Source organism: Rhizobium sp. KNZ14-9A (assembly GCF_056755015.1).
Map to the genome: position 1 here is coordinate 2,116,547 of NZ_JBPGXB010000004.1, position 26,071 is coordinate 2,142,617.

The 26,071-nt window shown below is 60.9% G+C and carries 23 protein-coding genes; 14 read left to right on the forward strand and 9 right to left on the reverse strand.

The genetic code is table 11. The features are described from left to right. Positions 1-56: 56 nt before the first annotated feature. The 5 genes from ACR9ZQ_RS40100 to hutI are packed head-to-tail and all read right to left on the reverse strand — an operon-like array spanning position 57 to position 5,933. Positions 57-632: a HutD/Ves family protein gene (locus ACR9ZQ_RS40100; RefSeq protein WP_481430716.1), complete on the reverse strand. Its 576-nt coding sequence runs from the start codon at positions 630-632 to the stop codon at positions 57-59. 3 nt (positions 633-635) lie between these two features. Then, positions 636-2,324 carry a urocanate hydratase gene (gene hutU / locus ACR9ZQ_RS40105; protein WP_310380584.1) on the reverse strand — a complete coding sequence of 563 codons (1,689 nt, stop codon included), beginning with the start codon at positions 2,322-2,324 and terminating at the stop codon, positions 636-638. Between the two features lie 15 nt (positions 2,325-2,339). After that, the gene (gene hutG, locus ACR9ZQ_RS40110) at positions 2,340-3,140 is read right to left on the reverse strand and encodes an N-formylglutamate deformylase (RefSeq protein ID WP_481430717.1); all 801 of its coding nucleotides are present in this window, start codon (positions 3,138-3,140) and stop codon (positions 2,340-2,342) included. Between the two features lies 1 nt (position 3,141). Then, entirely contained in the window at positions 3,142-4,677 is a 1,536-nt protein-coding gene (gene hutH, locus ACR9ZQ_RS40115) for a histidine ammonia-lyase (protein ID WP_310380590.1), read from the reverse strand. Beyond that, on the reverse strand, positions 4,674-5,933 hold the full coding sequence (gene hutI / locus ACR9ZQ_RS40120) for an imidazolonepropionase (RefSeq protein WP_481430718.1): 1,260 nt from the start codon (positions 5,931-5,933) through the stop codon (positions 4,674-4,676). The genes hutH and hutI overlap by 4 nt, the downstream gene beginning before the upstream one ends. Positions 5,934-6,056: 123 nt before the next feature. Between hutI and ACR9ZQ_RS40125 the strand changes: the two genes are divergently transcribed. Beyond that, entirely contained in the window at positions 6,057-7,403 is a 1,347-nt protein-coding gene (locus ACR9ZQ_RS40125; protein ID WP_481430719.1) for a formimidoylglutamate deiminase, read from the forward strand. Between the two features lie 57 nt (positions 7,404-7,460). Then, positions 7,461-8,186 carry a histidine utilization repressor gene (hutC, locus tag ACR9ZQ_RS40130; protein WP_481430720.1) on the forward strand — a complete coding sequence of 242 codons (726 nt, stop codon included), beginning with the start codon at positions 7,461-7,463 and terminating at the stop codon, positions 8,184-8,186. A 390-nt stretch (positions 8,187-8,576) separates the two neighbouring features. Here the strand turns inward: hutC and ACR9ZQ_RS40135 are convergent, their stop codons facing one another. Beyond that, positions 8,577-9,602 (reverse strand): LacI family DNA-binding transcriptional regulator, encoded by a 1,026-nt coding sequence (locus ACR9ZQ_RS40135; protein WP_310380597.1) that lies wholly within the window; start codon positions 9,600-9,602, stop codon positions 8,577-8,579. 272 nt (positions 9,603-9,874) lie between these two features. Here ACR9ZQ_RS40135 and ACR9ZQ_RS40140 point away from each other — a divergent pair, with 272 nt between their 5' ends. The 5 genes from ACR9ZQ_RS40140 to ACR9ZQ_RS40160 all read left to right on the forward strand — a co-directional run bounded on the left by ACR9ZQ_RS40140 (position 9,875) and on the right by ACR9ZQ_RS40160 (position 15,620). Next, positions 9,875-10,921 carry an ABC transporter substrate-binding protein gene (locus tag ACR9ZQ_RS40140; RefSeq protein ID WP_310380600.1) on the forward strand — a complete coding sequence of 349 codons (1,047 nt, stop codon included), beginning with the start codon at positions 9,875-9,877 and terminating at the stop codon, positions 10,919-10,921. A 68-nt stretch (positions 10,922-10,989) separates the two neighbouring features. Next, positions 10,990-11,808 carry an ATP-binding cassette domain-containing protein gene (locus tag ACR9ZQ_RS40145; protein ID WP_481430721.1) on the forward strand — a complete coding sequence of 273 codons (819 nt, stop codon included), beginning with the start codon at positions 10,990-10,992 and terminating at the stop codon, positions 11,806-11,808. Continuing rightward, the gene (locus ACR9ZQ_RS40150) at positions 11,805-13,064 is read left to right on the forward strand and encodes a sugar ABC transporter permease (protein WP_310380606.1); all 1,260 of its coding nucleotides are present in this window, start codon (positions 11,805-11,807) and stop codon (positions 13,062-13,064) included. The genes ACR9ZQ_RS40145 and ACR9ZQ_RS40150 overlap by 4 nt, the downstream gene beginning before the upstream one ends. Positions 13,065-13,089: 25 nt before the next feature. Continuing rightward, entirely contained in the window at positions 13,090-13,818 is a 729-nt protein-coding gene (locus ACR9ZQ_RS40155; RefSeq protein ID WP_481430722.1) for an SDR family oxidoreductase, read from the forward strand. Between the two features lie 167 nt (positions 13,819-13,985). Further along, the gene (locus ACR9ZQ_RS40160) at positions 13,986-15,620 is read left to right on the forward strand and encodes an FGGY-family carbohydrate kinase (protein WP_481430723.1); all 1,635 of its coding nucleotides are present in this window, start codon (positions 13,986-13,988) and stop codon (positions 15,618-15,620) included. 27 nt (positions 15,621-15,647) lie between these two features. Here ACR9ZQ_RS40160 and ACR9ZQ_RS40165 read toward each other — a convergent pair whose 3' ends face one another. Further along, positions 15,648-16,544, reverse strand: coding sequence for a helix-turn-helix domain-containing protein (locus ACR9ZQ_RS40165; RefSeq protein ID WP_481430724.1), 897 nt, complete (start codon positions 16,542-16,544; stop codon positions 15,648-15,650). Positions 16,545-16,843: 299 nt separating this feature from the next. On the opposite strand from ACR9ZQ_RS40165, the gene ACR9ZQ_RS40170 reads away from it, so the two are divergent. Beyond that, positions 16,844-18,295: an aldehyde dehydrogenase gene (locus ACR9ZQ_RS40170; RefSeq protein WP_481430725.1), complete on the forward strand. Its 1,452-nt coding sequence runs from the start codon at positions 16,844-16,846 to the stop codon at positions 18,293-18,295. Between the two features lie 18 nt (positions 18,296-18,313). On the opposite strand, the gene ACR9ZQ_RS40175 is transcribed toward ACR9ZQ_RS40170, so the two are convergent. Continuing rightward, positions 18,314-18,550, reverse strand: coding sequence for a hypothetical protein (locus tag ACR9ZQ_RS40175; RefSeq protein WP_310380621.1), 237 nt, complete (start codon positions 18,548-18,550; stop codon positions 18,314-18,316). A 59-nt stretch (positions 18,551-18,609) separates the two neighbouring features. Continuing rightward, entirely contained in the window at positions 18,610-18,852 is a 243-nt protein-coding gene (locus ACR9ZQ_RS40180; protein WP_481430726.1) for a DUF982 domain-containing protein, read from the reverse strand. 260 nt (positions 18,853-19,112) lie between these two features. On the opposite strand from ACR9ZQ_RS40180, the gene arfA reads away from it, so the two are divergent. The 6 genes from arfA to ACR9ZQ_RS40210 all read left to right on the forward strand — a co-directional run bounded on the left by arfA (position 19,113) and on the right by ACR9ZQ_RS40210 (position 26,041). After that, on the forward strand, positions 19,113-20,633 hold the full coding sequence (arfA, locus tag ACR9ZQ_RS40185) for an arabinosylfuranosidase ArfA (protein WP_310380624.1): 1,521 nt from the start codon (positions 19,113-19,115) through the stop codon (positions 20,631-20,633). A gap of 62 nt (positions 20,634-20,695) precedes the next feature. Next, complete coding sequence (locus ACR9ZQ_RS40190) at positions 20,696-21,781, forward strand: ABC transporter ATP-binding protein (RefSeq protein WP_113321109.1); 1,086 nt, start codon at positions 20,696-20,698, stop codon at positions 21,779-21,781. A gap of 141 nt (positions 21,782-21,922) precedes the next feature. Next, a complete protein-coding gene (locus ACR9ZQ_RS40195; protein ID WP_113321108.1) occupies positions 21,923-23,191 on the forward strand; it encodes an ABC transporter substrate-binding protein in 1,269 nt (422 codons plus the stop codon). 100 nt (positions 23,192-23,291) lie between these two features. After that, on the forward strand, positions 23,292-24,125 hold the full coding sequence (locus tag ACR9ZQ_RS40200; RefSeq protein ID WP_310382160.1) for a carbohydrate ABC transporter permease: 834 nt from the start codon (positions 23,292-23,294) through the stop codon (positions 24,123-24,125). A gap of 1 nt (position 24,126) precedes the next feature. Next, the gene (locus tag ACR9ZQ_RS40205) at positions 24,127-24,951 is read left to right on the forward strand and encodes a carbohydrate ABC transporter permease (RefSeq protein ID WP_113321107.1); all 825 of its coding nucleotides are present in this window, start codon (positions 24,127-24,129) and stop codon (positions 24,949-24,951) included. A 166-nt stretch (positions 24,952-25,117) separates the two neighbouring features. After that, positions 25,118-26,041, forward strand: coding sequence for an ArsR/SmtB family transcription factor (locus ACR9ZQ_RS40210; protein WP_310380632.1), 924 nt, complete (start codon positions 25,118-25,120; stop codon positions 26,039-26,041). Positions 26,042-26,071: the final 30 nt, after the last annotated feature.

Genomic DNA, 26,071 nt, shown 5'->3' on the forward strand with positions numbered 1-26,071 from the left:
AGTTGTATATGGAACTTGTTTCGAAAAAGCGATCTCCCTAGCCCATTCCATGATCTTTACGCCCTCTCGATCGAGATGGCGTAGCAGAGCGCCTGGCCGGAAAGATCGAGCCTGCCGCCATCGTTCTCTTCAAGCAGAATTGCATCGCCGGCGTCGAGTTCGATGCTTGCCGCACCTGGTCTTGCCGCCAGAGTTCCGTTGGCGCAAAAGAGCAGGAAAATCGCTTTCGCAAATGCCAGGCTCTTCTTGCCATCGATGAAATGCCGCGCGACTGCGTGCCTCACGGTACCCCGCCTGCTCATCACGTTCAGGTCGGTGATTGTGCCATCCGGCAGCGTTGCCGAGACGGCGATATCGGCGGCAAAGGCGAGGGGTTCACTCTCCTGCGTCAGGAGCACCGGCTCACGCCCCTCGATGAAGAGCCGCATACCCTTGCCTTTCAGGATCGACAGCGTGCGGTCGATCCCGGGAAAGACGGAGAAGGGCCCGTCGGAGGCAACGGTTGCCGTGCTGACCCGCCAATCGAAATCGGCAAGTCCTGCGCCCTCTGGCGAAATGGCGATCTCCACCGTTTCGCCGCCACCGTTCTTCCACGGCATGCGTTTGTGACCGGCAGCGCGCAGGACCTTCATGGCTCAGTTTCCAAGAATGCCGGGCAGGCGCAGGCCCTTTTCCTTGGCGCAATCGATGGCGATGTCGTAGCCGGCATCGGCATGGCGCATGACACCGGTCGCCGGATCGTTCCAGAGAACATTTCCGAGGCGGCGGGCCGCATCGTCGGTGCCGTCGGCGCAAATGACCATGCCGGAATGCTGCGAGAAGCCCATGCCGACGCCGCCGCCATGATGCAGCGAGACCCAGGTGGCGCCCGAGGCGGTGTTGAGCAGGGCGTTCAGGAGCGGCCAGTCGGAGACGGCATCCGAGCCGTCCTTCATGGCTTCCGTCTCGCGGTTCGGCGAGGCGACGGAACCGGAATCGAGGTGGTCGCGGCCGATGACGACGGGTGCCTTCAGCTCGCCATTCTTGACCATCTCGTTGAAGGCAAGGCCGAGGCGGTGGCGGTCGCCAAGACCGACCCAGCAGATGCGTGCCGGCAGGCCCTGGAAGGCAATGCGCTCGCGCGCCATGTCGAGCCAGTTGTGCAGGTGCTTGTTGTCGGGCAGCAGCTCCTTCACCTTGGCGTCGGTCCTGTAGATATCTTCGGGATCGCCGGACAGGGCGGCCCAGCGGAACGGACCGATGCCGCGGCAGAAGAGCGGGCGGATATAGGCCGGCACGAAGCCCGGGAAGGCGAAGGCGTTTTCCAGGCCCTCGTCCTTGGCGACCTGGCGAATGTTGTTGCCGTAATCGAGTGTCGGAACACCGGCATCCCAAAAGGCGACCATGGCTTCCACGTGGGCCTTCATCGAGGCGCGCGCGGCGGTCTCGACCGCCTTCGGGTCGTTCTCGCGCTTGGCCTTGGCTTGGGCAACGGTCCAGCCGACCGGCAGGTAGCCATTACGCGGATCATGCGCCGAGGTCTGGTCGGTGACGATATCGGGACGCGGGCCGCCGGCCTTCATGCGACGAACGAGTTCCGGGAAGATCTCGGCGGCATTGCCGACGAGGCCGACCGACTTTGCTTCGCCGGCCTTGGTCCAGCGTTCGATCTTTTCCAGCGCCTCATCCAGCGTATGGGCCTTTTCGTCGACATAACGGGTGCGCAGGCGGAAATCGATGCGGGTCTCGTCGCATTCGACGGCCAGGCAGCAGGCGCCGGCCATGACGGCGGCGAGCGGCTGGGCGCCGCCCATGCCGCCGAGGCCGCCGGTCAGGATCCACTTGCCCGTGAGATTGCCGCCATAGTGCTGGCGGCCCGCTTCCACGAAGGTCTCGTAGGTGCCCTGCACGATGCCCTGCGTGCCGATATAGATCCACGAACCGGCCGTCATCTGGCCGTACATGGCCAGACCCTTCTTGTCGAGCTCGTTGAAATGGTCCCAGGTCGCCCAGTGCGGCACGAGGTTGGAATTGGCAATCAGCACGCGCGGCGCATCCTTGTGGGTGCGGAACACCCCGACCGGCTTGCCGGATTGGACCAGCAGCGTCTCGTCCTCGTTCAGCGTCTTCAGCGTCGCAGCGATGCGATCGAAATCGTCCCAGGTGCGGGCTGCGCGGCCGATACCGCCATAGACCACGAGCTCATGTGGATTCTCTGCGACGTCAGGATCGAGATTGTTCATGAGCATGCGCAGCGGCGCTTCGGTCATCCAGCTCTTGGCGTTCAGCTGATCGCCGCGCGGCGCACGGATTTCGCGGATATTGTGGCGCGGGTTTACGGTCATGATGATGTTCCCTTTCTAGCGTTTCAGACCAAGCGCGATCTCTTCGATCCGCGTCAGAATGGATTTGAGATGGATGCGCAGATTGTCGGCCTCCTCGCCGTCATAGGCGAAGGGTGGCGCTTCGGTTGCAAGATGCGTGGATTGTGCGAGCTCCATCTGGATGGCGTGCACGCCGGTTTCCGGCTTGCCGTAATGGCGCGTCGTCCAGCCGCCCTTGAAGCGGCCGTTCAGGATGCTGTCATAGCCTGCCGCAGTCGACGCAATGGCGATGGTCGCCTGCTCGATCGCCGGATCGCAGGTCCTGCCCATATCGGTGCCGATATTGAAATCCGGCAGCTTGCCCTCGAAGAGGAAGGGGATATGCGAGCGGATGGAGTGGCAGTCGTAGAGAACGGCGACACCATGAATGGATTTGATCCGTTCGATCTCAGCCGCAAGGGCGCCATGGTATGGCGCGTGAAAATCGCGCAGCCTGACGGCGATATCGGCTTCGGTCGGCGCAGCCCCATCCTTCCAGATTGCCTTGCCGTCGAAATCTGTCTGCGGGATCAGCCCGGTCGTGTTCTGGCCGGGATAGAGGCTGGTGCCCGAGGGATCGCGGTTGGCATCGATCACGTAGCGGTGGAAAGTCGCGCGCACCGTGGTCGGATTGTCGAGCAAGCCGTCGTAGAGCTGGTGAATGTGCCAGTCGGTATCGGCAAGCAGCCGGCCATTATCATCAAGGCGTTCCCATATATCGGCCGGAACCTCTGTGCCCGTATGAGGAAAGCCGAGGATGACGGGGGAGGTGCCTTGCTTGACCTCGAAAACAGACATGTCAAACCTCCAGAGCGGGCAGGATGCCGCTTGAAACGGATGCGTTGAGACCGCCGCTCGCAATGAGCACTGTCGCCGCCTTCAGATCGTTCGCCATGTAGCGATCTTCCTCTAGCGACGGGACAACAGCGCGGATAGCGGCGATCGCCTTCTTGAGTTCGGGGCTGGTCGCAAGCGGTGCGCGAAGCTCCACCCCTTGCGCGGCGGTGAGCGCCTCGATGCCGATGATGCTGAAGAGATTTTCGGTCATCGGCAGAAGCCGGCGCGCGCCGTGGCAGGCCATGGACACATGGTCTTCCTGGTTGGCCGAGGTCGGCGTCGAATCGACGGAGGCCGGGTGCGACATCTGCTTGTTTTCGCTCATCAGCGCGGCGGATGTGACTTCGGCGATCATCAGGCCGGAATTGAGCCCCGGCTTCTTGGCGAGGAAGGCCGGCAGACCGTAGGAAAGGGCGGGATCGACGAGCAGCGCGATGCGGCGCTGGGCGATCGCGCCGATCTCGCAGACGGCAAGCGCGATCTGGTCGGCGGCAAAGGCAACGGGTTCGGCATGGAAATTGCCGCCGGAGACGACGGAATTATCCGACAGAACCAGCGGATTGTCGGTCACCGCATTGGCTTCGATCGCGAGCGTGCCGGCCACCGAGCGCAGGAGATCGAGGCAGGCGCCGTCGACCTGCGGCTGGCAGCGGATGCAATAGGGATCCTGAACACGCTCATCGCCCTCGATATGGCTCTGGCGGATCGGCGAGTTTTCGAGCAGGGCGCGTAGGCCCGCTGCCGTGTCGATCTGACCGCGGTGGCCGCGTAGAGTATGGATATCGGGATGGAATGGTGCGGACGAGCCCATGGCCGCGTCCGTCGACATGGCGCCGGTAATCAGCGCCGATTGCGCCGCCCGGTGGGCGCGAAAAAGGCCGGCAAGCGCAAGAGCGGTCGAGGTCTGCGTGCCGTTGATGAGCGCCAGGCCCTCCTTGGCGGCCAGCACGACAGGTTGCAGCCCGGCTTTGACAAGCGCCGTTGCACCATGCAGTCTCTCGCCGCCGAAGAACGCCTCGCCATGACCCATCATCACGGCCGTCATATGGGCAAGGGGTGCAAGATCGCCGGAGGCGCCGACCGAGCCCTTTTCCGGGATGACCGGAATGACGCCGCGCGCCATCATCGCTTCGATCAGCCGCACAATGTCGAGCCGGACGCCGGAGGCACCACGGCCGAGCGAAACGAGCTTCAGCGCCATGATGAGACGCACGACATTTTCCGGCAGCGGCTCGCCGACGCCGCAGCAATGGGAAAGGATGAGATTGCGCTGGAGTGTGGCGACATCGGCGCTGTCGATCTTGATCGAGGCAAGTTTACCGAAGCCGGTATTGATGCCGTAAACCGGCGCATTGCCGGCAGCGATCTCGGCAATGCGTTTCGCCGCCTTGAGGATCCCCGCATCAAACGACGGATCGAGTTTTGCCGGAACGCTGGTCCAGTAGATGGTGGCAAGATCCTGAAGTGAAACGGAACCCGGATGGAGAGTGATGGTCATCGGTCGATCCTCTCGCCCTTGAAGATGTGCGCATAAAGCGGGTTGAAGCCGATGCGATAGACGAGCTCGGCCGGGCTCTCGATATTCCAGACCGCCAGATCGGCGGACTTGCCGGCTTCGAGCGTCCCTGTTTCGGCAAGCAGGCCGAGCGCGCGTGCGCCCTCGCGGGTTGCCCCGGCAATGCATTCTTCCACGGTCAACCCGAACAGCGTCGCCGACATGTTCATGGTGAGCAGCATGGACGTCAGCGGCGAGGTGCCGGGATTGCAGTCCGTGGCAATTGCGATATGCACCCCGGTCTGGCGCAAGGCCTGAACCGGTGGCTTCTGCTTTTCGTTGATCGCGTAAAAAGCGCCCGGAAGCAGTACGGCGACCGTGCCGGCCGCAGCCATTGCCCGCGCGCCATCCTCATCCAGATATTCCAAATGATCGGCCGAAAGCGCGCCGTAGGAGGCTGCGAGTTTTGCGCCGCCGAGATTGGAAAGCTGCTCGGCATGGAGCTTGACGGGAATACCAAGCGAACGGGCCTTGTCGAAGACACGGCCAATCTCGTCGACCGAGAAGGCAATGCCTTCGCAGAAGCCGTCGACGGCATCGACGAGGCCTTCCGCATACGCCCGTTCCAGTCCAGGCAGGACCACTTCAGTAATATAATCCTGATTGCGTCCCCTGTATTCGACAGGTGTTGCATGAGCACCGAGATAGGAGGTGACGACCCGCACGGGTCGGACATTTGCGAGCGCGCGAGCAGCGCGCAGCATCTTCAGCTCCGCCTCGATGTTGAGGCCATAGCCGGATTTGATCTCGATGGTGGTGACACCTTCGGAAAGCAGCGTATCGAGCCGCGGCAGCGCGGCCTCGACCAGGCCCTCGACGGACAGTGCATTGGTTGCTTTCACCGAGGAGACGATGCCGCCGCCGGTGCGCGCAATCTCTTCATAAGTCGCGCCTTCAAGGCGCATCTCGAATTCCCGCGCCCGATTGCCGCCATAGACGATATGCGTGTGGCAGTCGACGAAGCCCGGCGTGACCCAGCGGCCTTCAAGATCCGTGATCTCGGCCGTCTCGATCAGGGCGGACGGCAATTCGCCTTCTGGCCCGGCAAAAAGGATACGGCCGCCTTCGCAAACGATGGCGCCTTTGTCGATAATGCCGAGGCCCGTTAGATCCTCCCGCAGCGTCGCAAGGCGCGCGTTGCGCCAAAGCGAACGGGCGGCGGAGCCGCGACCCGATCCGGAAAATTTGTTCCCACTCATCAGCTTTACGCCTTTCTTTATGGGTTAATATGTATATACATAATAGTAGTGGTGACAAGTGGAAATTTATGGCCCTGTGCACAAAGGCAAGCGGTGGGCCAATAAGAAAGAAGGGGAGCAATCATGACGAAACTTCATGGAACGACTGCCTTGCTGGCCGAGGGCTGGCGCAAGAATGTGCGCCTGACGCTCGAAAACGGCCGCATTTCCGCAATCGAGACGGATGTCGCGCCGGATGCCGATGACGAGCGCCATGCCACCCTTTTGCCGGCTATGCCAAACCTCCACAGCCATGCCTTTCAGCGGGCGATGGCGGGGCTTGCCGAAGTGCGCGGTCCGGCCAATGACAGCTTCTGGAGCTGGCGCACTGTCATGTATAAGTTCGCCCTGTCGATGACGCCTGACCATGTCGAGGCGGTGGCAGCCAAGCTCTATATGGAAATGCTGGAATCCGGCTTTAGCCGCGTCGGTGAGTTCCACTATCTGCATCACGACAAGGACGGCAGCGCCTATGCCAATATCGCCGAAATGGCCGAACGGATCGGTGCTGCGAGTGCGGAGACCGGCATCGGATTGACACTGCTGCCGGTTCTCTACGCCCATTCCGGCTTCGGCGGCGCCGCACCCATTGAAGGACAGCGCCGCTTCATCAACTCCGCAGACAGTTTTGCGCAGCTGATGGACGGCTGCCGAAAAGTCACGGGCCGGCTCCACGGCGCTGAGATCGGTGTTGCGCCGCACAGCCTGCGCGCCGTCACGCCGGACGAGCTGTCTGTCGCGATCGGGCTTGCCGACGACGGCCCCATCCACATTCACGTCGCCGAACAGGTCAAGGAAGTCGAGGATTGCCTGGCGTGGTCCCGCGCAAGGCCTGTCCAATGGCTGCTTGAGAATGCACCGGTCGATCAGCGCTGGTGCCTCATCCACGCGACCCACATGACCGACGACGAAACACGCCAGATGGCAAGGAGCGGCGCCATTGCCGGCCTCTGCCCGATTACCGAAGCCAATCTCGGCGATGGGACATTTTCGGCGCCCCTGTTCCTGTCGGAAGGCGGGCGCTTCGGCATCGGTTCCGATTCCAACATTCTGATTTCCATCGCCGAGGAACTTCGTCAGCTCGAATATTCCGAGCGTCTCGCGCTGCGTGCCCGCAATGTCATCGCATCGACGGGCGGTTCCACGGGCCAGGCCCTCTTCGAACAGGCACTTGCTGGCGGTGGCGCGGCACTGAAGGCGCCGGCGGGTTTTGTCGCCGGCAACCATGCCGACATCATATCGCTCGAGACCAATGCCGTTTCCTACCTCTCCGAGGACCGGCTTCTCGATCACTGGATTTTTGCCGGTGGTGTGTCGGTCGACTGCGTCTGGTCGCTCGGCCGCAAGCAGGTCGAAAAGGGCCGGCATCTGCGCCGCGACCTGATTGACCGCCGCTTCATCGCCGCGATGAACGAGCTGTTGGCAGCATGACGACCTTTCCTCGGCGCTTCCCAGGCGTTACAGCGGAGGAAGAGCCGGAGCGTGATGATGAATGAACCCAAGGAAACGACCTTACACCAGCGTATCCTCACGGATATCGAAGGTCGCATCGTCTCGGGCGAATGGCCGCCGGGTTACCGCATTCCGTTCGAAATAGAGCTGACGAAGCAATATGACTGCTCGCGTATGACGGTGAACAAGGCTCTGACCCAACTGGTGAAAGCCGGTCTCATCGAGCGCCGCAAGAAATCCGGCAGCTTCGTCATCCAGCCGCAGGCGCAGTCCGCAGTGCTTGAGATTCACGATATCAAGGCGGAGGTCCAGTCCCTCAATCTCGCCTATTCCTACAAGGTCGCAAAGCGTATCCGCAGGAAGGCACAGGCGCAGGACCGCCAGATGCTGGACCTGCAGCAAAATTCCAGCCTCGTCGAAATTATCTGCACCCACTACGCTGGGACGCAACCGTTTTGCCTGGAAAAGCGGTTGATCAATCTTCAAACCGTGCCCGAGGCAGCCGGCGAGGCGTTTGAGCAGACGGCACCCGGCCCCTGGCTCTTAAGCCAGGTTCCCTGGAGTGCTGCCGAGCACAAGATCTTCGCAATCGGCGTCGATGAGGAGGAGGGAGCCATGCTTTCCATCCCGGTGTCAACCGCATGCCTCGTCGTCGAACGACGCACCTGGAACAAGTCAGGGCCGGTCACGCATGTGCGCTTCGTCTATCCCGGCAATCGCCACGCTCTTTATGCCCGCTTCACGCCGGAGGCGGCGAAATAGGCTTGATTCTCAAGTGAAAAAGCGCCCGGTCACCTCGTATGACCGGACGCCTGTTGCTGCCGCCGCACTGGGTCGGCGGCTTTCCATAGAAAGCGATTCTCCCGCCGTCAACATCCCCAAACCAAGGGTATTGCGAAAGTCCACACTTACGATCAAACGGTAGCGAATTAGCGGTTCTCAGCTCTGTTCCTCGGAAACCAACTCAAGCATCAGTCCTGCCTTGGCGTCGGGAGCCAGCCAGCGGCCGTCGACAATGTTGAAGGCACCTGTTGCGGCTATCTGGACGGCTAGCAGGGCCGGGCAGCTTCCGCTACATTGATGTTACACAGCGAGAGCTAAGCTGTTCCTGGGTGGCCAACGGAACCAAGATAGACTGGCCAGGAAAGACGCTTACGCTTCCTGCGCTTCCGGAATGAGGGGCGGCACCTGGATGACGACAGGTTTGTTCGCTCCGGATTCGATGAGCTCGAAAACCTTGTTCAGCATGCCCGGCACGTCCTGGCGCACCATCTCGATGCCGTTTCCAAGCAGGGTGACGAAGGGGTCCCAGTCGAAACAACCGAGCACCAGACTGCGATCGTCGAGATGGCCGGAGCGGCGGATCCAGCGCATGACGCCTTCGAGCGAGATTGTCGAGTTGACGAACATTCCCTTAGGCAGTGCATTGCCGCCAAGCGCGCGCTCGTCCAACGCCTTTTCAGCCTTTTCCGGCGCATAGCCGCAGGCAAGGATATTTTCCTCATGCACGGCAACGCCGAGGTCGGCATGTGCCTCGCGAAAGCCGCGGATACGCTCGGCGGTGTTGTGGTCGCTGCCGCGGCCACCGATGAAGAGCAGCGGCTCCATCTTGCCGAGCCGTTGCTCGCTGTTTTTCAGGATGCGACGCGTCAGCTCGCGTGCGCCGGCGAAATTATCCGAGATGACGGAGGGGGCAAGCGCACCGGGCAGGTCGAGATTGAGGCTGCGCACGCCGGCAGCCGCACACATTTCGGTAATACGGTCGGGGTCCGTGGCACCCGTCGCGATCAGGCATTCGACCTGATAGGAGAGCATGGTGCGCGCTGCCTCAACCTCCAGCTGAGGATCGCGGCGCGTGCAGGTGATGATCGGGAAAAGGCCGCGCGCACGCGCCATGTCCTCGAAGAGTTCGACGATCGAGCCGAAGTAGCGGTTGTCGTATTTCGGCACGATCATGCCGATGATGTGGGACTTTTCGCGCCTCAGCAGGCTTGCCTGCATGTTTAGCGCATAACCCTGTTCCTCGGCGATCCGCATGATCTTTTCGGCAAGCTGGCTGCTGATCCTGCGCTTCTTCCAATTGCCGTTGAGCACGGCGCTGACGGCGCTGGCGGATGTGCCGGCAAGCTCCGCCAGATCGTAAATCGTCGTCCTCTTCGTCTGCTTCACCTGATTCAAAACGTCGTCTCCGTTTGACGGTAACTTGACATCAATCGGTGGAAGTGGCAATTCTTGCTTCATCGATTGAGCAAGGCTGCGCAATCGATGATACAAACCGGACAGCAGGCCGGTACAGGGAGGTATTTCTAAGAAGCTGCGGAGAGGTTGTCCTTTTTCTGGGGCGCTTTGCTCGTCGTTTTCATGCCGGCGAAGGCTGCGGCGAGCGGGCGAACCGTGGTGACTTCCAGCAATGCCTGGGCCTGTCTTTCGATCACACCAAGGAGGAGAAAATGAATTATCGCAATTTGCTTATGGCCTCGGCGACCGTTTTCATCGGTTTTGCCGGCATGGCCTCGGCTCAGGAAGCGGCGACCGTCGCGTTCCTTATGCCCGACCAGGCATCCACGCGCTATGAGCAGCACGACTTCCCGGGCTTCAAGGCCGAGATGGAGAAGCTGTGCCCGAAGTGCACGGTGATCTACCAGAACGCCAATGCCGATGCCTCGCTGCAGCAGCAGCAGTTCAACTCGGTCATTGCACAGGGCGCCAAGGTGGTCGTTCTTGACCCTGTCGATTCCGCCGCTGCAGCCGGCCTCGTCGAAATCGCCCAGTCCCAGGACGTCAAGGTCATCGCCTATGACCGCCCGATCCCGGACAAGCCGGCCGATTATTACGTCTCCTTCGACAATGAAGGCATCGGCTATGCGATCGCCAAGTCGCTCGTCGAGCATCTCAAGGCTTCAGGCGTTGCCGATGGCGCAGGCGTGCTCGAGATCAACGGCTCGCCGACCGATGCGGCCGCAGGCCTCATCCGCGACGGCATCCACCGCGGCCTGAAGGAATCCACCTACAAGACGCTTGCCGAATATGACACGCCGGAATGGGCGCCGCCGAAGGCGCAGGAATGGGCTGCCGGCCAGATCACCCGTTTCGGGGCCGATATCAAGGGCGTGGTTGCCGCCAATGACGGCACGGCAGGCGGCGCGATTGCCGCCTTCAAGGCCGCAGGCGTGAAGCCGGTTCCGCCGGTCACCGGCAATGATGCCACGATCGCAGCCCTTCAGCTGATCATTTCCGGCGACCAGTACAACACGATTTCGAAGCCATCCGAAATCGTCGCGGCAGCCGCTGCCAATGTGGCGGTGCAGATGATCAAGGGTGAAAAGCCTGAGGCCAAGACGACGCTCTACAATACGCCGTCTCAGCTGTTCATCCCCGCCGTCGTGACGGCAGAAAACATCAAGGCCGAAATCTTCGACAAGAAGATCCAGACGCCCGAGCAGATCTGCACCGGCGAATATGCCGAAGGCTGCAAGAAACTTGGCATTACCAACTAAACGCGCTTGAGTGAGCTCCGGCCGCGCTTGTCGCGGCCGGATGCCCCTATGGCAAGAAGGGCTGCCCCATGACTAGGGATGTGAAGGATATGCCGGAGAAGGGACAGACGATCCTCCGGTTGAGCAATATTTCCAAGAATTTCGGCGCGGTGTCGGCGCTGACCGACATCGATCTCGAAGTGAAGGCCGGCGAGGTCGTGGCGCTGGTTGGCGATAACGGCGCCGGCAAGTCGACCTTGATCAAGGTTCTTGCCGGCGTGCATCAGCCGTCCTCGGGAACGATCGAATTTTGCGGCCGCAATGTCACGCTCGATAGTCCCGGCAAGGCGCTGGAGCTCGGCATTGCCACCGTCTTTCAGGACCTGGCGCTCTGCGAGAACCTTGACGTCGTCGCCAATCTCTTTCTCGGACATGAAATGTCCCCCTGGAGCCTCGATGAGGTTGCTATGGAGGTGCGCGCCTGGACGTTGCTCAGAGAACTTGCCGCCCGTATCCCCTCGGTGCGCGAGCCGATCGCCTCGCTTTCCGGCGGCCAGCGCCAGACGGTTGCCATTGCCCGCTCGCTGCTGCTCGATCCGAAGATCATCATGCTCGACGAGCCGACGGCGGCTCTCGGTGTCGCCCAGACCGCGGAAGTGCTGAACCTGATCGAACGCGTGCGCGAGCGCGGCCTCGGCGTCATCATCATCAGCCACAATATGGAAGACGTGCGCGCTGTGGCAGACCGCATCGTCGTGCTGCGCCTCGGTCGCAACAATGGCGTCTTCACGCCCGATTCGTCCAATCAGGAACTCGTCGCCGCCATCACCGGCGCCACCGAAAACGCCGTCTCCCGGCGGATCGAGCGCAAGAGCGGTGCACACGAAACCAGCGGGAGGTCCGCATGAGCCAGAAGATGTCCGATACAGTCAGCCAGCCGGCTGCCCTTGATCGCAGCGACGAACGCGTCCGCCACGACGACAACATCATGGGCATGGTCAAGGCCTTCTTCGACCGCGTACGCTCGGGCGATCTCGGCATGCTGCCGGTCTTCGTCGGCCTGATCGTTATCTCCACAGTCTTCTCGCTGCTCAATCCGGTGTTTCTGGCGCCAAACAACCTCGTCAACCTGCTGTTTGACTGTGCCACCGTCGGCGTCATCTCGCTCGGCATCGTCTGTGTGCTGATGCTCGGCGAAATCGACCTTTCGGTCGGCTCGATGAGCGGACTTTCCTCCGCCATCCTCGGCGTGCTCTGGGTCAATATGGGCTGGCCGATCCCGCTCGCGATCCTGGTTGCGATCGTCGCCGGCATCGTCGTTGGTGCGCTGTATGCGGTGCTCTACAACAGGCTTGGAATGCCGAGCTTCGTTGCGACCCTTGCCGGTCTGCTGGCCCTCCTCGGCATGCAGCTCTATATCCTGGGGCCGACCGGCAGCATCAACCTTCCCTATGCCTCGCCGCTCGTGCGCTTCGGCCAGATTCTCGTCATGCCCGACTGGCTGTCCTACGTGCTGGCGCTCTTGCCGGGCGTGGTCCTCGTCGTCAACGAGATGCGCAAGCGCCGCCAGCGGCAGGCTTCGAACCTCTCCTCGCCACCGGTCGGGGCGCTTGCGGTCAAGGCCATCATTCTTACCGCCGCGTTGGAATTTGCCGTCTATTATCTCAATCTCGGCCGTGGCGTGCCGTGGATGTTCGGCCTTTTCGTCGCAATCGCTGTCATCCTGAACTATGCGCTGACGCGCACCAAATGGGGACGCTCCATGTTTGCCGTCGGCGGCAATCGCGAGGCGGCTCGCCGTGCCGGCATCAATGTGCGCCGCATCTATCTCAGCGCCTTCGTGCTTTGCTCGACGCTTGCCACCATCGGCGGCATTCTCTCGGCCTCGCGTCTTGCCTCGTCCAGCCAGCAAGCCGGCACGGGCGACGTGAACCTCAATGCCATTGCCGCAGCAGTCATCGGCGGCACCAGCCTGTTCGGTGGCCGCGGCAGCGCCTATTCGGCTCTTCTCGGCATCATCGTCATCCAGGCGATTTCCAACGGGCTTACGCTGCTCAATCTCAGTTCGTCGCTGCGCTACATGATCACTGGTGCCGTTCTCGCCATCGCCGTCATCGTCGATTCGCTAGCTCGCCGGTCCCGTGTCAGCCATGGCCGCGCCTGATTACGCATTCTCAAGGAGTATTTGCATGACTGATCTCATGAAGGGCAAGGTTGCCGCCATCACCGGTGCGGCATCGGGCATCGGGCTGGAATGCGCCCGCACCCTGCGTGCCGAAGGCGCAACCGTTGTTCTTATCGATCGTGCCAAGGACAGGCTCGAGGCCCTCTGCAAGGAGATCGGTGAGGGCGCCCTGCCGCTTGTTGTCGATCTTCTCGATGGCCCGCAGGTCTCCGGCATGCTGCCGCGCATTCTGGAATTGGCCGGCCGGCTCGATATCTTCCACGCCAATGCCGGCGCCTATATTGGCGGCCCGGTCGCCGACGGCGATCCGGATGCCTGGGACCGCATGCTGAACCTCAACATCAATGCGGCCTTCCGTTCGGTCCATGCGGTGCTGCCGCATATGATCGCTCAGAAGTCCGGCGATATCCTGTTTACGAGTTCGATCGCCGGCGTCGTGCCTGTCGTTTGGGAGCCGATCTACACCGCCTCGAAATTCGCCGTTCAGGCCTTCGTTCACTCGACCCGCCGCCAGGTCGCCCAGCATGGCGTGCGTGTCGGTGCGGTGCTGCCCGGACCGGTCGTCACCGCGCTCCTGGATGACTGGCCGAAAGCCAAGATGGAAGAGGCGCTGGCCAATGGCAGCCTGATGCAGCCAAAGGAGGTGGCCGATGCCGTGCTCTTCATGCTGTCACGGCCACGTAACGTCACTGTGCGCGATCTGGTGATCCTGCCGAACAGCGTCGACCTCTGAGAGGTTGACAGGTCCGGTTGTGGATTGCTCTAGAGCAATTCCAGCAAGTATGCGTAGCGGTCTTGCGTCCGCAATTGCATGAAAACAAAGAGATAGAGCGTTTCCGCGATTCGAGGAAAGATGGAAATGCTCTGGAACCCTGATACTGCCGATTTGAACGAGAGATCATGAGCGACACTTCACACACGCCATCAGCGGGTGCCAAACATGTCATCGGCGTCGATGTCGGCACCGGCAGCGCCCGCGCCGGCCTCTTCAACCTCGATGGCCTGATGCTCGCATCCGCCAAGCGGGATATCACGCTGTTTCATGAAGCCGGCTCCATCGTCGAGCAGTCGAGTACGGAAATCTGGAGGGCCGTCTGCGCTTGCGTCCGCGAGGTCGTCGCCGCAAGCGGTATCGATCCGGCTTCGGTCGCTGGCCTGGGGTTTGACGCCACCTGTTCGCTCGTCGTGCTCGGCGAGGCTGGCCGGCCGCTGCCCATTGGTCCCTCGGAAGACCCGAACCGGGATATCATCGTCTGGATGGACCATCGCGCGGTCCCGCAGGCGGAGCGTATCAACGCGCTCGGCCATGACGTGCTGCGCTATGTCGGTGGTCGTATCTCCCCCGAGATGGAAACGCCGAAGCTGCTCTGGCTGAGGGAAAGGCGGCCGCAGGTCTTCGATGCTGCCTGGCAATTCTTCGATCTGGCGGATTTCCTGACATGGCGGGCGACCGGCGATCTCGCGCGTTCCACCTGTACCGTCACCTGCAAATGGACCTATCTCGCCCATGAGAAGCGCTGGGATGCGACCTACTTTCATGAGATCGGCCTCGGCGCATTGGCCGACGAAGGTTTTGCCCGCATCGGCCAGTCGATCGTCGAGCCTGGCTCGCCGCTCGGTCAGGGCCTGACAGCGGCGGCCGCCGGTGAACTCGGCCTCATTCCGGGAACGGCTGTCGCCGCGGGGCTGATCGATGCCCATGCTGGCGGCATCGGAACCGTTGGTATCGGCGCCGGTCCGCAGGCCAATCTGGGCTACGTCTTCGGCACGTCGTCCTGCACCATGACATCAACCGTCGAACCGGCCTTCGTGCCGGGCGTCTGGGGTCCCTATTATTCAGCCATGGTGCCAGGCATGTGGTTGAACGAGGGTGGTCAGAGTGCTGCGGGTGCGGCGATCGAACAGCTCTTGTCCTTCCATCCCGCCGCCAGCGAGGCAAAGGAATTGTCGAAACGCAACGGCGTTCCGCTGCCGGTCCTTCTGGCTGACATGGCCGCGCAAAAGGCAGGCCATTCTTCCGATGCCGTCAAACTCGTCGCAGGCCTGCATGTCGTTCCCGAATTCCTCGGCAATCGCGCGCCCTTCGCCGATCCGCACGCCCGCGCCGTGATTGCCGGTCTCGACATGGAGAGGGGTCTCGACAGTCTGGTCTCGCTCTATGTCGCAGGCCTCTGCGGCATCGGCTATGGCCTGAGACAAATCATCGACACGCAGGCTGATGCCGGCGTCACCATCGAGAACATCGTCATCAGCGGGGGTGCTGGCCAGCATGATTTCGTCCGTCAGATGCTTGCCGATGCGAGCGGCAAGCCGGTGGTCGCGACGAAGGCCGAGGAACCGGTGCTGCTGGGTGCTGCGATCCTCGGCGCCGTCGCCGGCGGGCTCTTTACCGATATGCGTGAAGCAATGACGAAACTCTCGGCGGCAGAAGGGACTTACAAGCCGGCGCAGGGTGTGATCGCTGATCTTCACGCAAAGCGCTACGAGGGCTTCAAGCAACTCCAGGCGCTGACGCGTGAGTTGCGGAAGTTCTAAACGGCCGTCTCCTCAATCGCGAGTGCCTCACGGCCAGGCGGCAAAGGATGGGGCGAGGCCCTTCTGCGACTGCGCGGCGATCTTGCGCCGGTAGGCGCCGGGCGGTTCGCCGACGCGGCTCTTGAAGAAGCGGCTGAAATAGCCCGGATCGCGAAAGCCGAGCCCGAAGCCGATCTGCTCGACGGATTGCTCCGATTGCCCAAGCCGCAGCTTTGCTTCGGCGATCAGCCTTTCATGGATCAGTTCCATCGGGCTTCGTCCGGTGCCGGAAATGCAGGCCCGATGCAGGTGATCATAGGTGATGCCCATGGCGCGGGCGATATCGGTGATCGCCGGCTGTTCGCGGAAACGCAATTCGACGATCTGCCTGAACCGCTGCAAGGTGGTCGCCCCTGTGCCTGACGTCTTCGTCGGGGCCGATGCCCCTGAGGCCCGCCATATCAGCAGCAGCAGCACGGAAAAATAGGCGCCGACAATCGCTGTCCCGCCGGGTCGGTGGTCCCGTGTCTCCTGCGTCATGACCTCGAAGGCACGACCGATATCGCCTGCACGCCCCGCCAAATTTTCGTTCTGAGCCACGACTACGCGTTCGATCATATCGTGCAACTGCACGGCGGCCGGGCTGTCGCCGACCGTTCTGCCGACAAAGTCATAGGCTGCCGAGAGCATCGCCCCCTCGCTGCCGGCGGTAAGAACGAAAGCCCCCGAAATTCGCCGCGGCAGCCAAAGTACCGCAGGCGCCGAAAGCGTAAGCCCCGCCTGTCCGTCGATGGATAGGCTCGCTCTGCCTCGCGAGACGAAAAAGGCCTGATAGAAGGGACGGCTGCCGTGGGCGTCAAGGCTCCAGGTCTGGCTGCCGAGGCCGGCGGAAATCGTCGATGCGGTGACCGACAAAGCCGGCATATCGAGCAACTTTTCCGGCATCATGAACTCCGGGCGCGCAACCGGCCGGCAACCACATGCCAAGCGGGAATCTGAAAAAATCGCGGAAAAGTACAATAAGCTGCCAGGAAAATCCATTCATTTCGCCGATGGATTGGTTCCTACTGGCTCCTGAGGAGCGCCTGAATTCAGGCGATATGGGTGAGGATCTTCCAATGAAAGACGTCGATCTCCCGGCGTGACCGCGGGATACATGACTCCCGGCGGATGCCGGAAACCAGCAGACATCATCGCGCCAGCCCTTTGGGAGGGAATCAGGCGCATATCTGAAAGGGAACGAGATGGTTGACCTGATGCTTCTCATTGGCGGTCGTGCCATGCCGGCTTCGAACGGCGCGACCTTCGAACGGCTGAACCCGATTACCGGTCAGCTGGCGACGAAGGCGGCCGCAGCAACGCTGGAGGATGCGCATGCAGCGGTTGCCGCTGCGGCCGCGGCCTTTCCTGCCTGGTCGGCGCTTGCACCGACAGAACGGCGCAAGCGCCTTTCGAAGGCAGCCGACCTCTTGGATTCCCGCACCGGCGAATTCATCGCCGCCATGGCCGAGGAAACGGGCGCCACAGCCGCCTGGGCGGGCTTCAACGTCTATCTCGCCGCCAATATGCTGCGGGAAGCCGCCGCCATGTGTACTCAGATCACCGGCGAAGTGATCCCCTCGGACAAGCCCGGCTTGTTGGCGATGGCCGTGCGCCAGCCGGCCGGTGTCGTCCTTGGCATTGCGCCCTGGAACGCGCCCGTCATTCTCGGCGTGCGCGCCGTCGCCCTGCCGCTTGCCTGCGGCAACACCGTCGTCCTCAAGGCGTCCGAGCTTTGCCCGAAGACGCATCATCTGATCGGCGAGACATTGCGCGAAGCGGGCCTCGGCGACGGTGTTGTCAATGTGCTCACCAATGCACCCGCCGATGCTGCATCCATCGTCGAAAAGCTGATTGCCCACCCGGCCGTGCGCCGTGTCAATTTCACCGGCTCGACCCGCGTCGGCCGGATCATCGCCGAGGTCTCCGCCCGCCATTTGAAGCCCGTGCTGCTGGAGCTTGGCGGCAAGGCGCCCTTCGTCGTGCTCGATGATGCCGATATCGGCGAAGCCGTGAAAGCCGCTGCCTTCGGTGCCTTCATGAACCAGGGGCAGATCTGCATGTCGACCGAGAGGATCGTCGTCGACGAGGCGGTGGCCGACGAGTTTGCCGATCAGTTCGCCCGCAAGGCCTCGACGCTGGTTGCCGGCGATCCGCGCCAGAGCAATTCACCGCTCGGCTCGATGATCGGCCTCGATGCGGTTGAACGCGTCAATGGCTTGATCGAGGATGCAGTGTCCAAGGGCGCCCGCCTGCTTGCGGGAGGCCGTGCGATCGGGACCTTGATGGACGCCACGGTGCTTGACCACGTGACACCATCGATGCGGATCTATGGAGAGGAGAGCTTCGGTCCGGTTGCCTGCATGGTGCGCGTGCGCGGTATCGATGAGGCTGTCCGCGTTGCCAATGATACCGAATATGGCCTGTCCGCCGCCGTCTTCGGTAGGGATGCGGCCCGCGCCATGGAGGTCGCAAGACGGATTGAAAGCGGCATCTGTCATGTGAACGGACCGACCGTGCATGACGAGGCGCAGATGCCCTTCGGCGGTGTGAAAGCCTCCGGTTATGGCCGCTTCGGCGGCAAGGCCGGCATCAACGAATTCACCGACCTCAGGTGGATGACGGTGGCATCGCAGCCCGGGCACTATCCAATCTGACACCGGCCTTGGCTGGCCTCAGATACGATGGCACACGGTCACGAAATCCGTACGCGGAATGTAGCGGTATTCGACAGTCATATCCGTGCAATCGAGATGCCGGCGCTGCACATAGCGTGCACGAATGACCGGCTTCGGTCGATGCTTGACGACATGGGGGCGTTCATAACCTTGGATCATGTCGGCAGATAGGGCCGGGCCTGTCGAAATGGCGGTCACGGCCAAGGTCAGCAACGATACCAACAGGGCGCGCATGCAGTCTCCTTCCTCAGAAATATGGGTGGACGCGGCATGTGCGCGTCCACCCCTCGGGGTCAATGTGTGGTTAGTCTCGCTTCTGCTGCCGCCGCGAGAAAATCTTCCCTTGCTGTTTCCAGACTAACGCGTCCTTCGACGGCGCCCTTGCAGGCATTGCTTGCCCTGACGAATTTCGCTCCCGTGCGCCGCGGCCACATGTCGTGGAGATAGATGAGTGCGTCGAAGGGGCCTCTGACGGTCCGGGATCCGGCATCGTCGAACTCGATTTCGACCGGTTCGCTCCATTGGGCATTTGGCATCTGTTTTTCCTCCTCCTGTCGCGAGCGCCAAAACGTTGCCGAGCAGAATTTGTTCCCGCGCCAGAGGCTGGTTGGTTAATCGCGGCTTTAACGACCCGGCGGAGACCGACGATTGGGCCTGAAACGCCTGGTTTCTCACAGATTTCGTTGATCCTTCGCCATACTAAAACTGATTTTCGGATATTAAACAAATTACTTGATTAAAAAAATCTCTCAGAATAGCTTGCTCAAAAATCAAATTCAATAAACGAGGAACATCAATGCGGGCTAAAGCGACCCTGAACAGGGAATTTACCATCTCGACCGTCGATAAGCGCGTCTATGGCTCCTTCTTGGAGCATATGGGTCGTGCCGTTTACACCGGTATTTATGAGCCGGGTCACGAAAAAGCTGATAAGGACGGTTTCCGTACCGACGTTCTTGATATGGTGCGCGATCTCGATATGCCGATCGTCCGCTATCCGGGCGGCAATTTCGTTTCGGCCTATCATTGGGAGGATGGCATCGGTCCGCGCGACCAGCGTCCGACGCGTCTCGATCTTGCCTGGCGGACCCGCGAGACCAACCAGATGGGCGTCAACGAATTTGCCGACTGGTCGAAGCTCGCCAAGACCGAGATGATGCTCGCCATGAACCTCGGTTCGCGCGGCCTGAATGACGCTCGCAATTTCCTGGAATATTGCAACCATCCGGGCGGCACCTACTGGAGCGACCTACGCGCCAAGCACGGATACAAGGACCCGCACAATGTCCGCATCTGGTGCCTCGGCAATGAGATGGACGGCCCCTGGCAGGTCGGTCACAAGACCGCAACGGAATATGGTCTGCTTGCCAACGAAGTCAGTAAAGCCTTCAAATATTTCGACAAGACGCTCGAAACCGTGGTCTGCGGCTCGTCGAACGACAAGATGAAGACCTATCCCGAATGGGAGGCACAAGTTCTCGATGCGAGCTATGACAGCGTCGACTATATCTCGCTGCACAAGTATTTCGGCAACGAGGAAAGCGACACGCTGAACTACTATGCCAAGGCGATCGAGCTCGACCGCTACATCGTCACGATCGGCGGCGTCATCGACTACATAAAGGCGAAGAAGCGCTCCAAGCGCGACGTGAAGATCTGCTTCGACGAATGGAACGTCTGGTATCACGACCGCAAGGAAGACGATCAGCGCTACAAGAACTGGGACTGGCCGGAAGCGCCGCCGCTGCTCGAAGAGCTTTACAATCTCGAGGACGCGATCTTCGTCGCCTCGCTGATCAACGTCTTCATCCGCCGCTCCGACCGCGTCAAGATCGCCTGCATGGCGCAGCTCGTCAACGTCATCGCCCCGATCCTGACCAAGGCGGGAGGCCCGGCCTGGCGCCAATCGATCTACTATCCGCTACAGTTCGCATCGAAGTATGGCCGTGGCACGGCGCTGACGGTTTCGGCCTCTGGCCCGACCTATGATTGCGATGTGGCGCAGGACGTTCCCTATCTCGATCTTTCGGCCGTGCTGCAGGAGGATGGCAAGAGCATCGCGCTCTTTGCAATTAACCGCAGTCTCGATGAGGCCATCGATCTCGATGTTGCCCTGCAGGGCTTCAAGGGCGCGAAGGTCATCCAGCATCACACGATGGCGGGCGAAGACCTCAAGGCGCGCAACTCCGTCGAGGATCAGAACCGTATCGTGCCGACGGCAGGATCCGGCTTCCAGGTCACCGACGAGGGCAGGCTCACCGGATCGCTGCCGGCGAAATCCTATCATTTCATCCTGCTCTCCGTCGCTTCGGCGTGAGTTGATCGCCATCGGGGCAGCAGAGGAGGCTGCCCCGTCTGGAGTGTCCATCGGGAGGATATATGTCTGGGATAAAACTGACTGACGTCAGGAAGTCGTTCGGGGCCTTCGCGGTCATCCACGGCGTCGATATCGAGATCGAGCAGGGTGAGTTTGCCGTTTTCGTCGGCCCTTCCGGCTGCGGAAAATCGACGCTTTTGAGAATGATTGCGGGGCTCGAGGAAACGAGCGGCGGGCAGATCAGCATCGAGAATGAAGACGTCACGCACAGGGAAGCATCGAAGCGCGGCGTCGCGATGGTCTTCCAGTCCTACGCGCTCTATCCGCATCTTTCCGTCTTCGAAAACATGGCTTTCAGCCTGTCGATCGCCAAACGGCCGAAGGCAGAGATTCAAGAGAAGGTGAAGGCGGCCGCCGATATCCTTCGCCTTGGCGATTATCTCCAGCATAAGCCGAGCCAGCTTTCAGGCGGCCAGCGCCAGCGCGTGGCGATCGGCCGCGCCATCGTGCGCGAGCCGCGCGTCTTCCTGTTCGACGAGCCACTGTCCAATCTCGATGCCGAATTGCGCGTGAAAATGCGCATGGAAATCGCCCGCCTGCACCGGCAGATCGGAGCGACCATGGTCTACGTCACCCATGACCAGGTCGAGGCGATGACGCTTGCCGACAAGATCGTCGTCTTGAAGGAGGGCATCGTCCAGCAGGTCGGCGCGCCCTTGGAGCTCTATCGCGATCCGCAGAACATGTTCGTCGCCGGTTTCATCGGATCGCCGGGCATGAACTTCCTTAAGGGCAAGGTCATCGGCGCCGGACAGGGCTCTGCCCGCGTCGAGCTCGATGACGCACCAGGCCAGGCTTTCGAGCTGCCGACACGCACGCCGGTCGCCGAAGGCGCTGCCATCAATATCGGCGTCCGGCCCGAGCATATCGGGCTCAACAACGGGGAGGCCGGCCTGACGCTGCCCGTCACTGCGGAGTTCACCGAAGAGCTTGGTGGCACCGGATATCTTCACGTGCTGACCGCAACCGATGCGGAGATGACGGTCGAGTGCCGCGAAAGCAGGCCTCAGCCGAAGGAGAAGATCAGCCTCTCTCTGAGAGTGCCTGAGATGCTGGCTTTCGATGCCGAAGGCAGGAGGCTCAGCTGATGAACGGGTCCGGAGCTTGAGATCCGGAGACCGGAAAGGAATGCAGGAGATCTTGATCGCGCGCCTTTGGAGGAGGCTCGCGGCACAAGTCATCCCGTGACGCGGGATGATCCCAACCCATGCTTTAGAGGAGGAACAAACGTGAGAAAACTCTTAAAACTTGCCGTTTCGGCGGCCATCGCATTGCTGCCCTCGGCAGCCGCATTCGCCCAGACCGACATTACCTGGTGGGATTTCTTAAGCGGCGGCGACGGCGTGCGCATGAAAGCGCTCATCAAGGAATTCAACGACACCCATCCCGACATCAAGATCAATGCCACGACCCTGGAATGGGGCGTGCCGTTCTACACCAAGGTGCAAACGTCGGCTGCCGTCGGCCAGCAGCCCGACATCATGACCTATCATATGTCGCGTTATCCGCTTGCCGTACCGACCGGCATCCTGCGTCCCTTCACGGATGAGGAACTGGCTTCCGCCGGCATCAAGAAGGAAAACTATGTCGATGCGGCCTGGAAGCAGGCGACCTTCGACAACAAGGTCTACGGCATTCCCTTCGACGTCCATTCGATCGTCCTCTATTATAACAAGAATATCCTGAAGGAAGCCGGCCTGCTCGGCGACGACGGTCTGCCGAAGGGTCTCGACGGTCTCGACAATTTCAATGCTGCGCTCGACAAGATCAAGGCGACGGGCAAGGTGGAATATCCGCTGTCGCTGCACACGGATGAAGGCGGTTCCATGTGGCGCGTCTTCTATACGCTTCTCTCTCAGCAGGGCGCCAAGTTTATCGACGGTGACCAGATCCTGCCGGGCGATGCCGGCGTAAAGGCGCTGAAGACCATGGCGAACTGGGTCTCCTCAGGCTATTCGCCGAAGCTGATTTCCTATGAAGCCTCAATCGCGCTCTTCACCTCGGGCAAGGCTGCGATGCATGTCAACGGCGTCTGGGAAGTGCCGACGATGGCCGACCTCGCAAAGAAGGGTGAGCTCGGCTTCGAATGGGGGGCTATCGAAATCCCGAACCTGTTGGGCACGCAGGCCACCTGGGCGGACTCGCATTCCTTCGCCGTTCCAAACAGCGAGAGCAAGCCGATCACGCCTGAAAAGCTGAAGGCCGTGCTGCAGATCATCGCCTGGATGAACGAGCACAGCATCTCCTGGGCAAGTGCTGGCCACATCCCCGCTTACAAGCCGGTGACTGACAGCAAGGAATTCAAGGAAATGCAGCCGAACGCTACCTATGCGAAGCTTGCCGATACCGCCGTCTTCGACCCGGTCTCCAAGCTCGCGGGCGTTGCCGGCCCGATCTACGAGGCAACGCAGAACTTCGTGGTTCCCGCACTCAACGGTCAACTCGATCCGGAAGATGCGATCGAACAGATGCGCGAAGAGCTGCAGAGCCAGCAGTGAGAAGATGCTGGCCGGAGCCTGTCTCCGGCCAGCCCTTCGTCCAGGGAGATGATCTGTGGTCAATACTGAAAAGCGACGCAAGACGCTGACGGCGATCGTCATGATCGCGCCGTTCCTGATCGCCTATGCGACCGTCTTTGCCTATCCGGTCTACAAGATGTTCGCCTTGAGCTTTACCGACGCCCCGCTCGTCGGCGAGGGGCAATGGGTGGGCCTCGACAATTATGTGAAGCTCTTCCATCAGAAGCTCTTCTACACTTCGGTCTGGAATACCGGATATTTCGTCGTGCTGACGGTCATCCCGAACACGTTGATCGGCCTTGGGCTGGCGCTGATGGTCGTGCGCCTGAAAGGCTGGGTGCAGAGCCTGGTGCTGGTGCTCTTCTTCATCCCCTATATTCTTCCGGTTTCCGTAGTCACCCAGATCTGGAAATGGGTCCTCGACCAGCAATTCGGGATCGCGCAATTCCTCATCGAGGCCTTCACCGGCGGGCGGGTCAGTGTCTTCCGTGATCCGATCTGGGCGATGCCGATGGTGGCGCTCGTCACAGTGTGGTGGACCAACGGCTTCAACCTGCTGCTCTTCATCGCCGGCCTGCGCAACATTCCCCACGACTATTACGAGGCGGCGATGCTCGATGGCGCGACGCGCTGGCAATGCTTCAAGCGCATCACCTGGCCGCTGATCTGGCCGGTGACCGCGCTGGTGCTGACATTGCAGCTCATCCTTCAGCTCAAGATCTTTGACCAGGTCTATCTCTTGACCGAGGGTGGGCCGTTCAATTCGACCTATGTGCTCTTGCAGCTCGTCTATCGCGAGGCCTTCCGATCGAACCATGGTGGTCTCGGCTCAGCTGTCGCGGTGATCCTGTTCGTCATCATCGTCGTCGTCTCGGTGCTGCAATATCAGCTCCTGCGTGTACGGGAGCGCTGAGATGCCCGGCAAGACAATCGGCAACGCGCTGCTTCTGATCCTCACGCTGGTGATTGCCTGCACCTGGGCTTTCCCGATCTATTGGGCGATCGTGACATCCATCAAGCCGGAACAGGATGTGGTCAACAAGACAACCCTTTTCCCTGACGTCTTCAATTTCTCTGCCTATTACTACGCACTCTTCGAGACGAAGCTTTCGACGTGGTACTTGAACTCCATCGTCACCTCGGTGAGCGTGACTGTCGTCGTCATCTTCATCAGCGTCATGTGCGCCTACGCACTGTCGCAGATCGTCTTTCCCGGCCGCAAGCTTCTCTACGGCATTATTCTGGCAAGCTTCATGGTGCCTTCGCAGGCGCTGGTGATTTCGCAATTCGTGCTGATGCATAAGCTGAACCTGATCAATACCTGGGGCGGCATCATCCTGCCGCAGTTGATCGTTCCCGTGGTCGTCATCGTCTACAAACAGTTCTTCGACTCCGTGCCGAAGGAACTGCGCGAGGCCGCCAAACTCGATGGCTGTGGTGAATTCCAGATCCTGTTCAAGCTCTATCTGCCGCTGAACTGGGGAATTACCACGGCCCTTGCCATCATCACCTACATCATGGCGTGGAATGCCTTCCTCTGGCCATTCCTCGTGACCAACTCCGACGACATGATGACGATCACGGTCGGCATTACCCAGACGAGAGATGCCTTCGGCGTCAAATATGCACGCGATATGGCGGTGGCGATCCTTGCTGCCATGCCGGTCGCCGTCGCCTACCTCCTGTTCCAGAAACGCGTAACGCAGGCGCTGATGCTGTCGTCGGGCATCAAGGGATAAGTGCGTGAGAGATTTGCTTCCGGGCCGAGGTGAGAAGGCCCTGCCGGTCCGCGAGAGCTCTCCCGAGGCGCGGACCGGCGCTTATGAAAAAGAGCGGCGACATCGGACATGACGCCGTGATATCAGCTGAAACCAGCAAGAAAGACTGGAGAACCAGTATTAAAGTATGGAGACGAAACTTCTAACCGTCGATCCAATGAGGGACGTTGACGTCGTTCAGGCTCTCGGCTCTCCGACGCGCATCGAAATCCTCAACCTGCTGCGCCAGAAGGGGCCGCTGAATGTCAACGACATTGCGGCGCAGATGCGCTTGCCGCAATCGACGACGGCAACCAATCTGAAGTCGCTCGAGCAGGCCGGCCTCATCCAGACTCAGACGATGAAGGCGACGAAGGGAAATCAGAAGGTCTGCTCCAGCATCTACGATGAAATCCTGATCCGCTTCGATACCAACGGCACCAAGGCGAGCGAGGATGTGGTCACTGTCAGCATGCCGATCGGCCTCTTCACCGAATTCGACGTGGGAGCGCCTTGCGGGCTCTGTTCGGTCAACAACGTCATCGGCATGCTTGACGTGCAGGAGGTCTTCCTCGATCCGCAGCGCATGCAGGCGGCATTGCTCTGGTTTACCCGCGGTTATGTCGAATACAAGTTTCCCAACAACGCCAAGGTCTCCGGCAAGAAGATCCGCAAGGTGGAATTCTCGGCCGAACTGAGTTCCGAGACGCCGGCCACGAATGCCAACTGGCCTTCCGACATTTCGATCTGGGTGAATGGTATAAAGGCCGGGCACTGGACCTCGCCCGGCGATTTCGGTGACCGCCGCGGCATGTATTCGCCCTCCTGGTGGAAGCTGTCCGGCTCGCAATACGGCAAGCTCAAGACGTGGACGATCGACGAGACCGGGACCTGGATCGATGGCGCGATGGTTTCGACCCAGACCATCGCCTCGCTGCGCATAGCCGATCACCATTCGATCCGCTTTCGCATCGGCATCGACGAAAAGGCCGAAAATCCAGGTGGTATGAACCTCTTCGGCAAGGGGTTTGGTGATTTCGACCAGGATCTGGTCATGTCGATCTATTTCTGACGGACGACGAGTGCACGACGATTGCCGCAA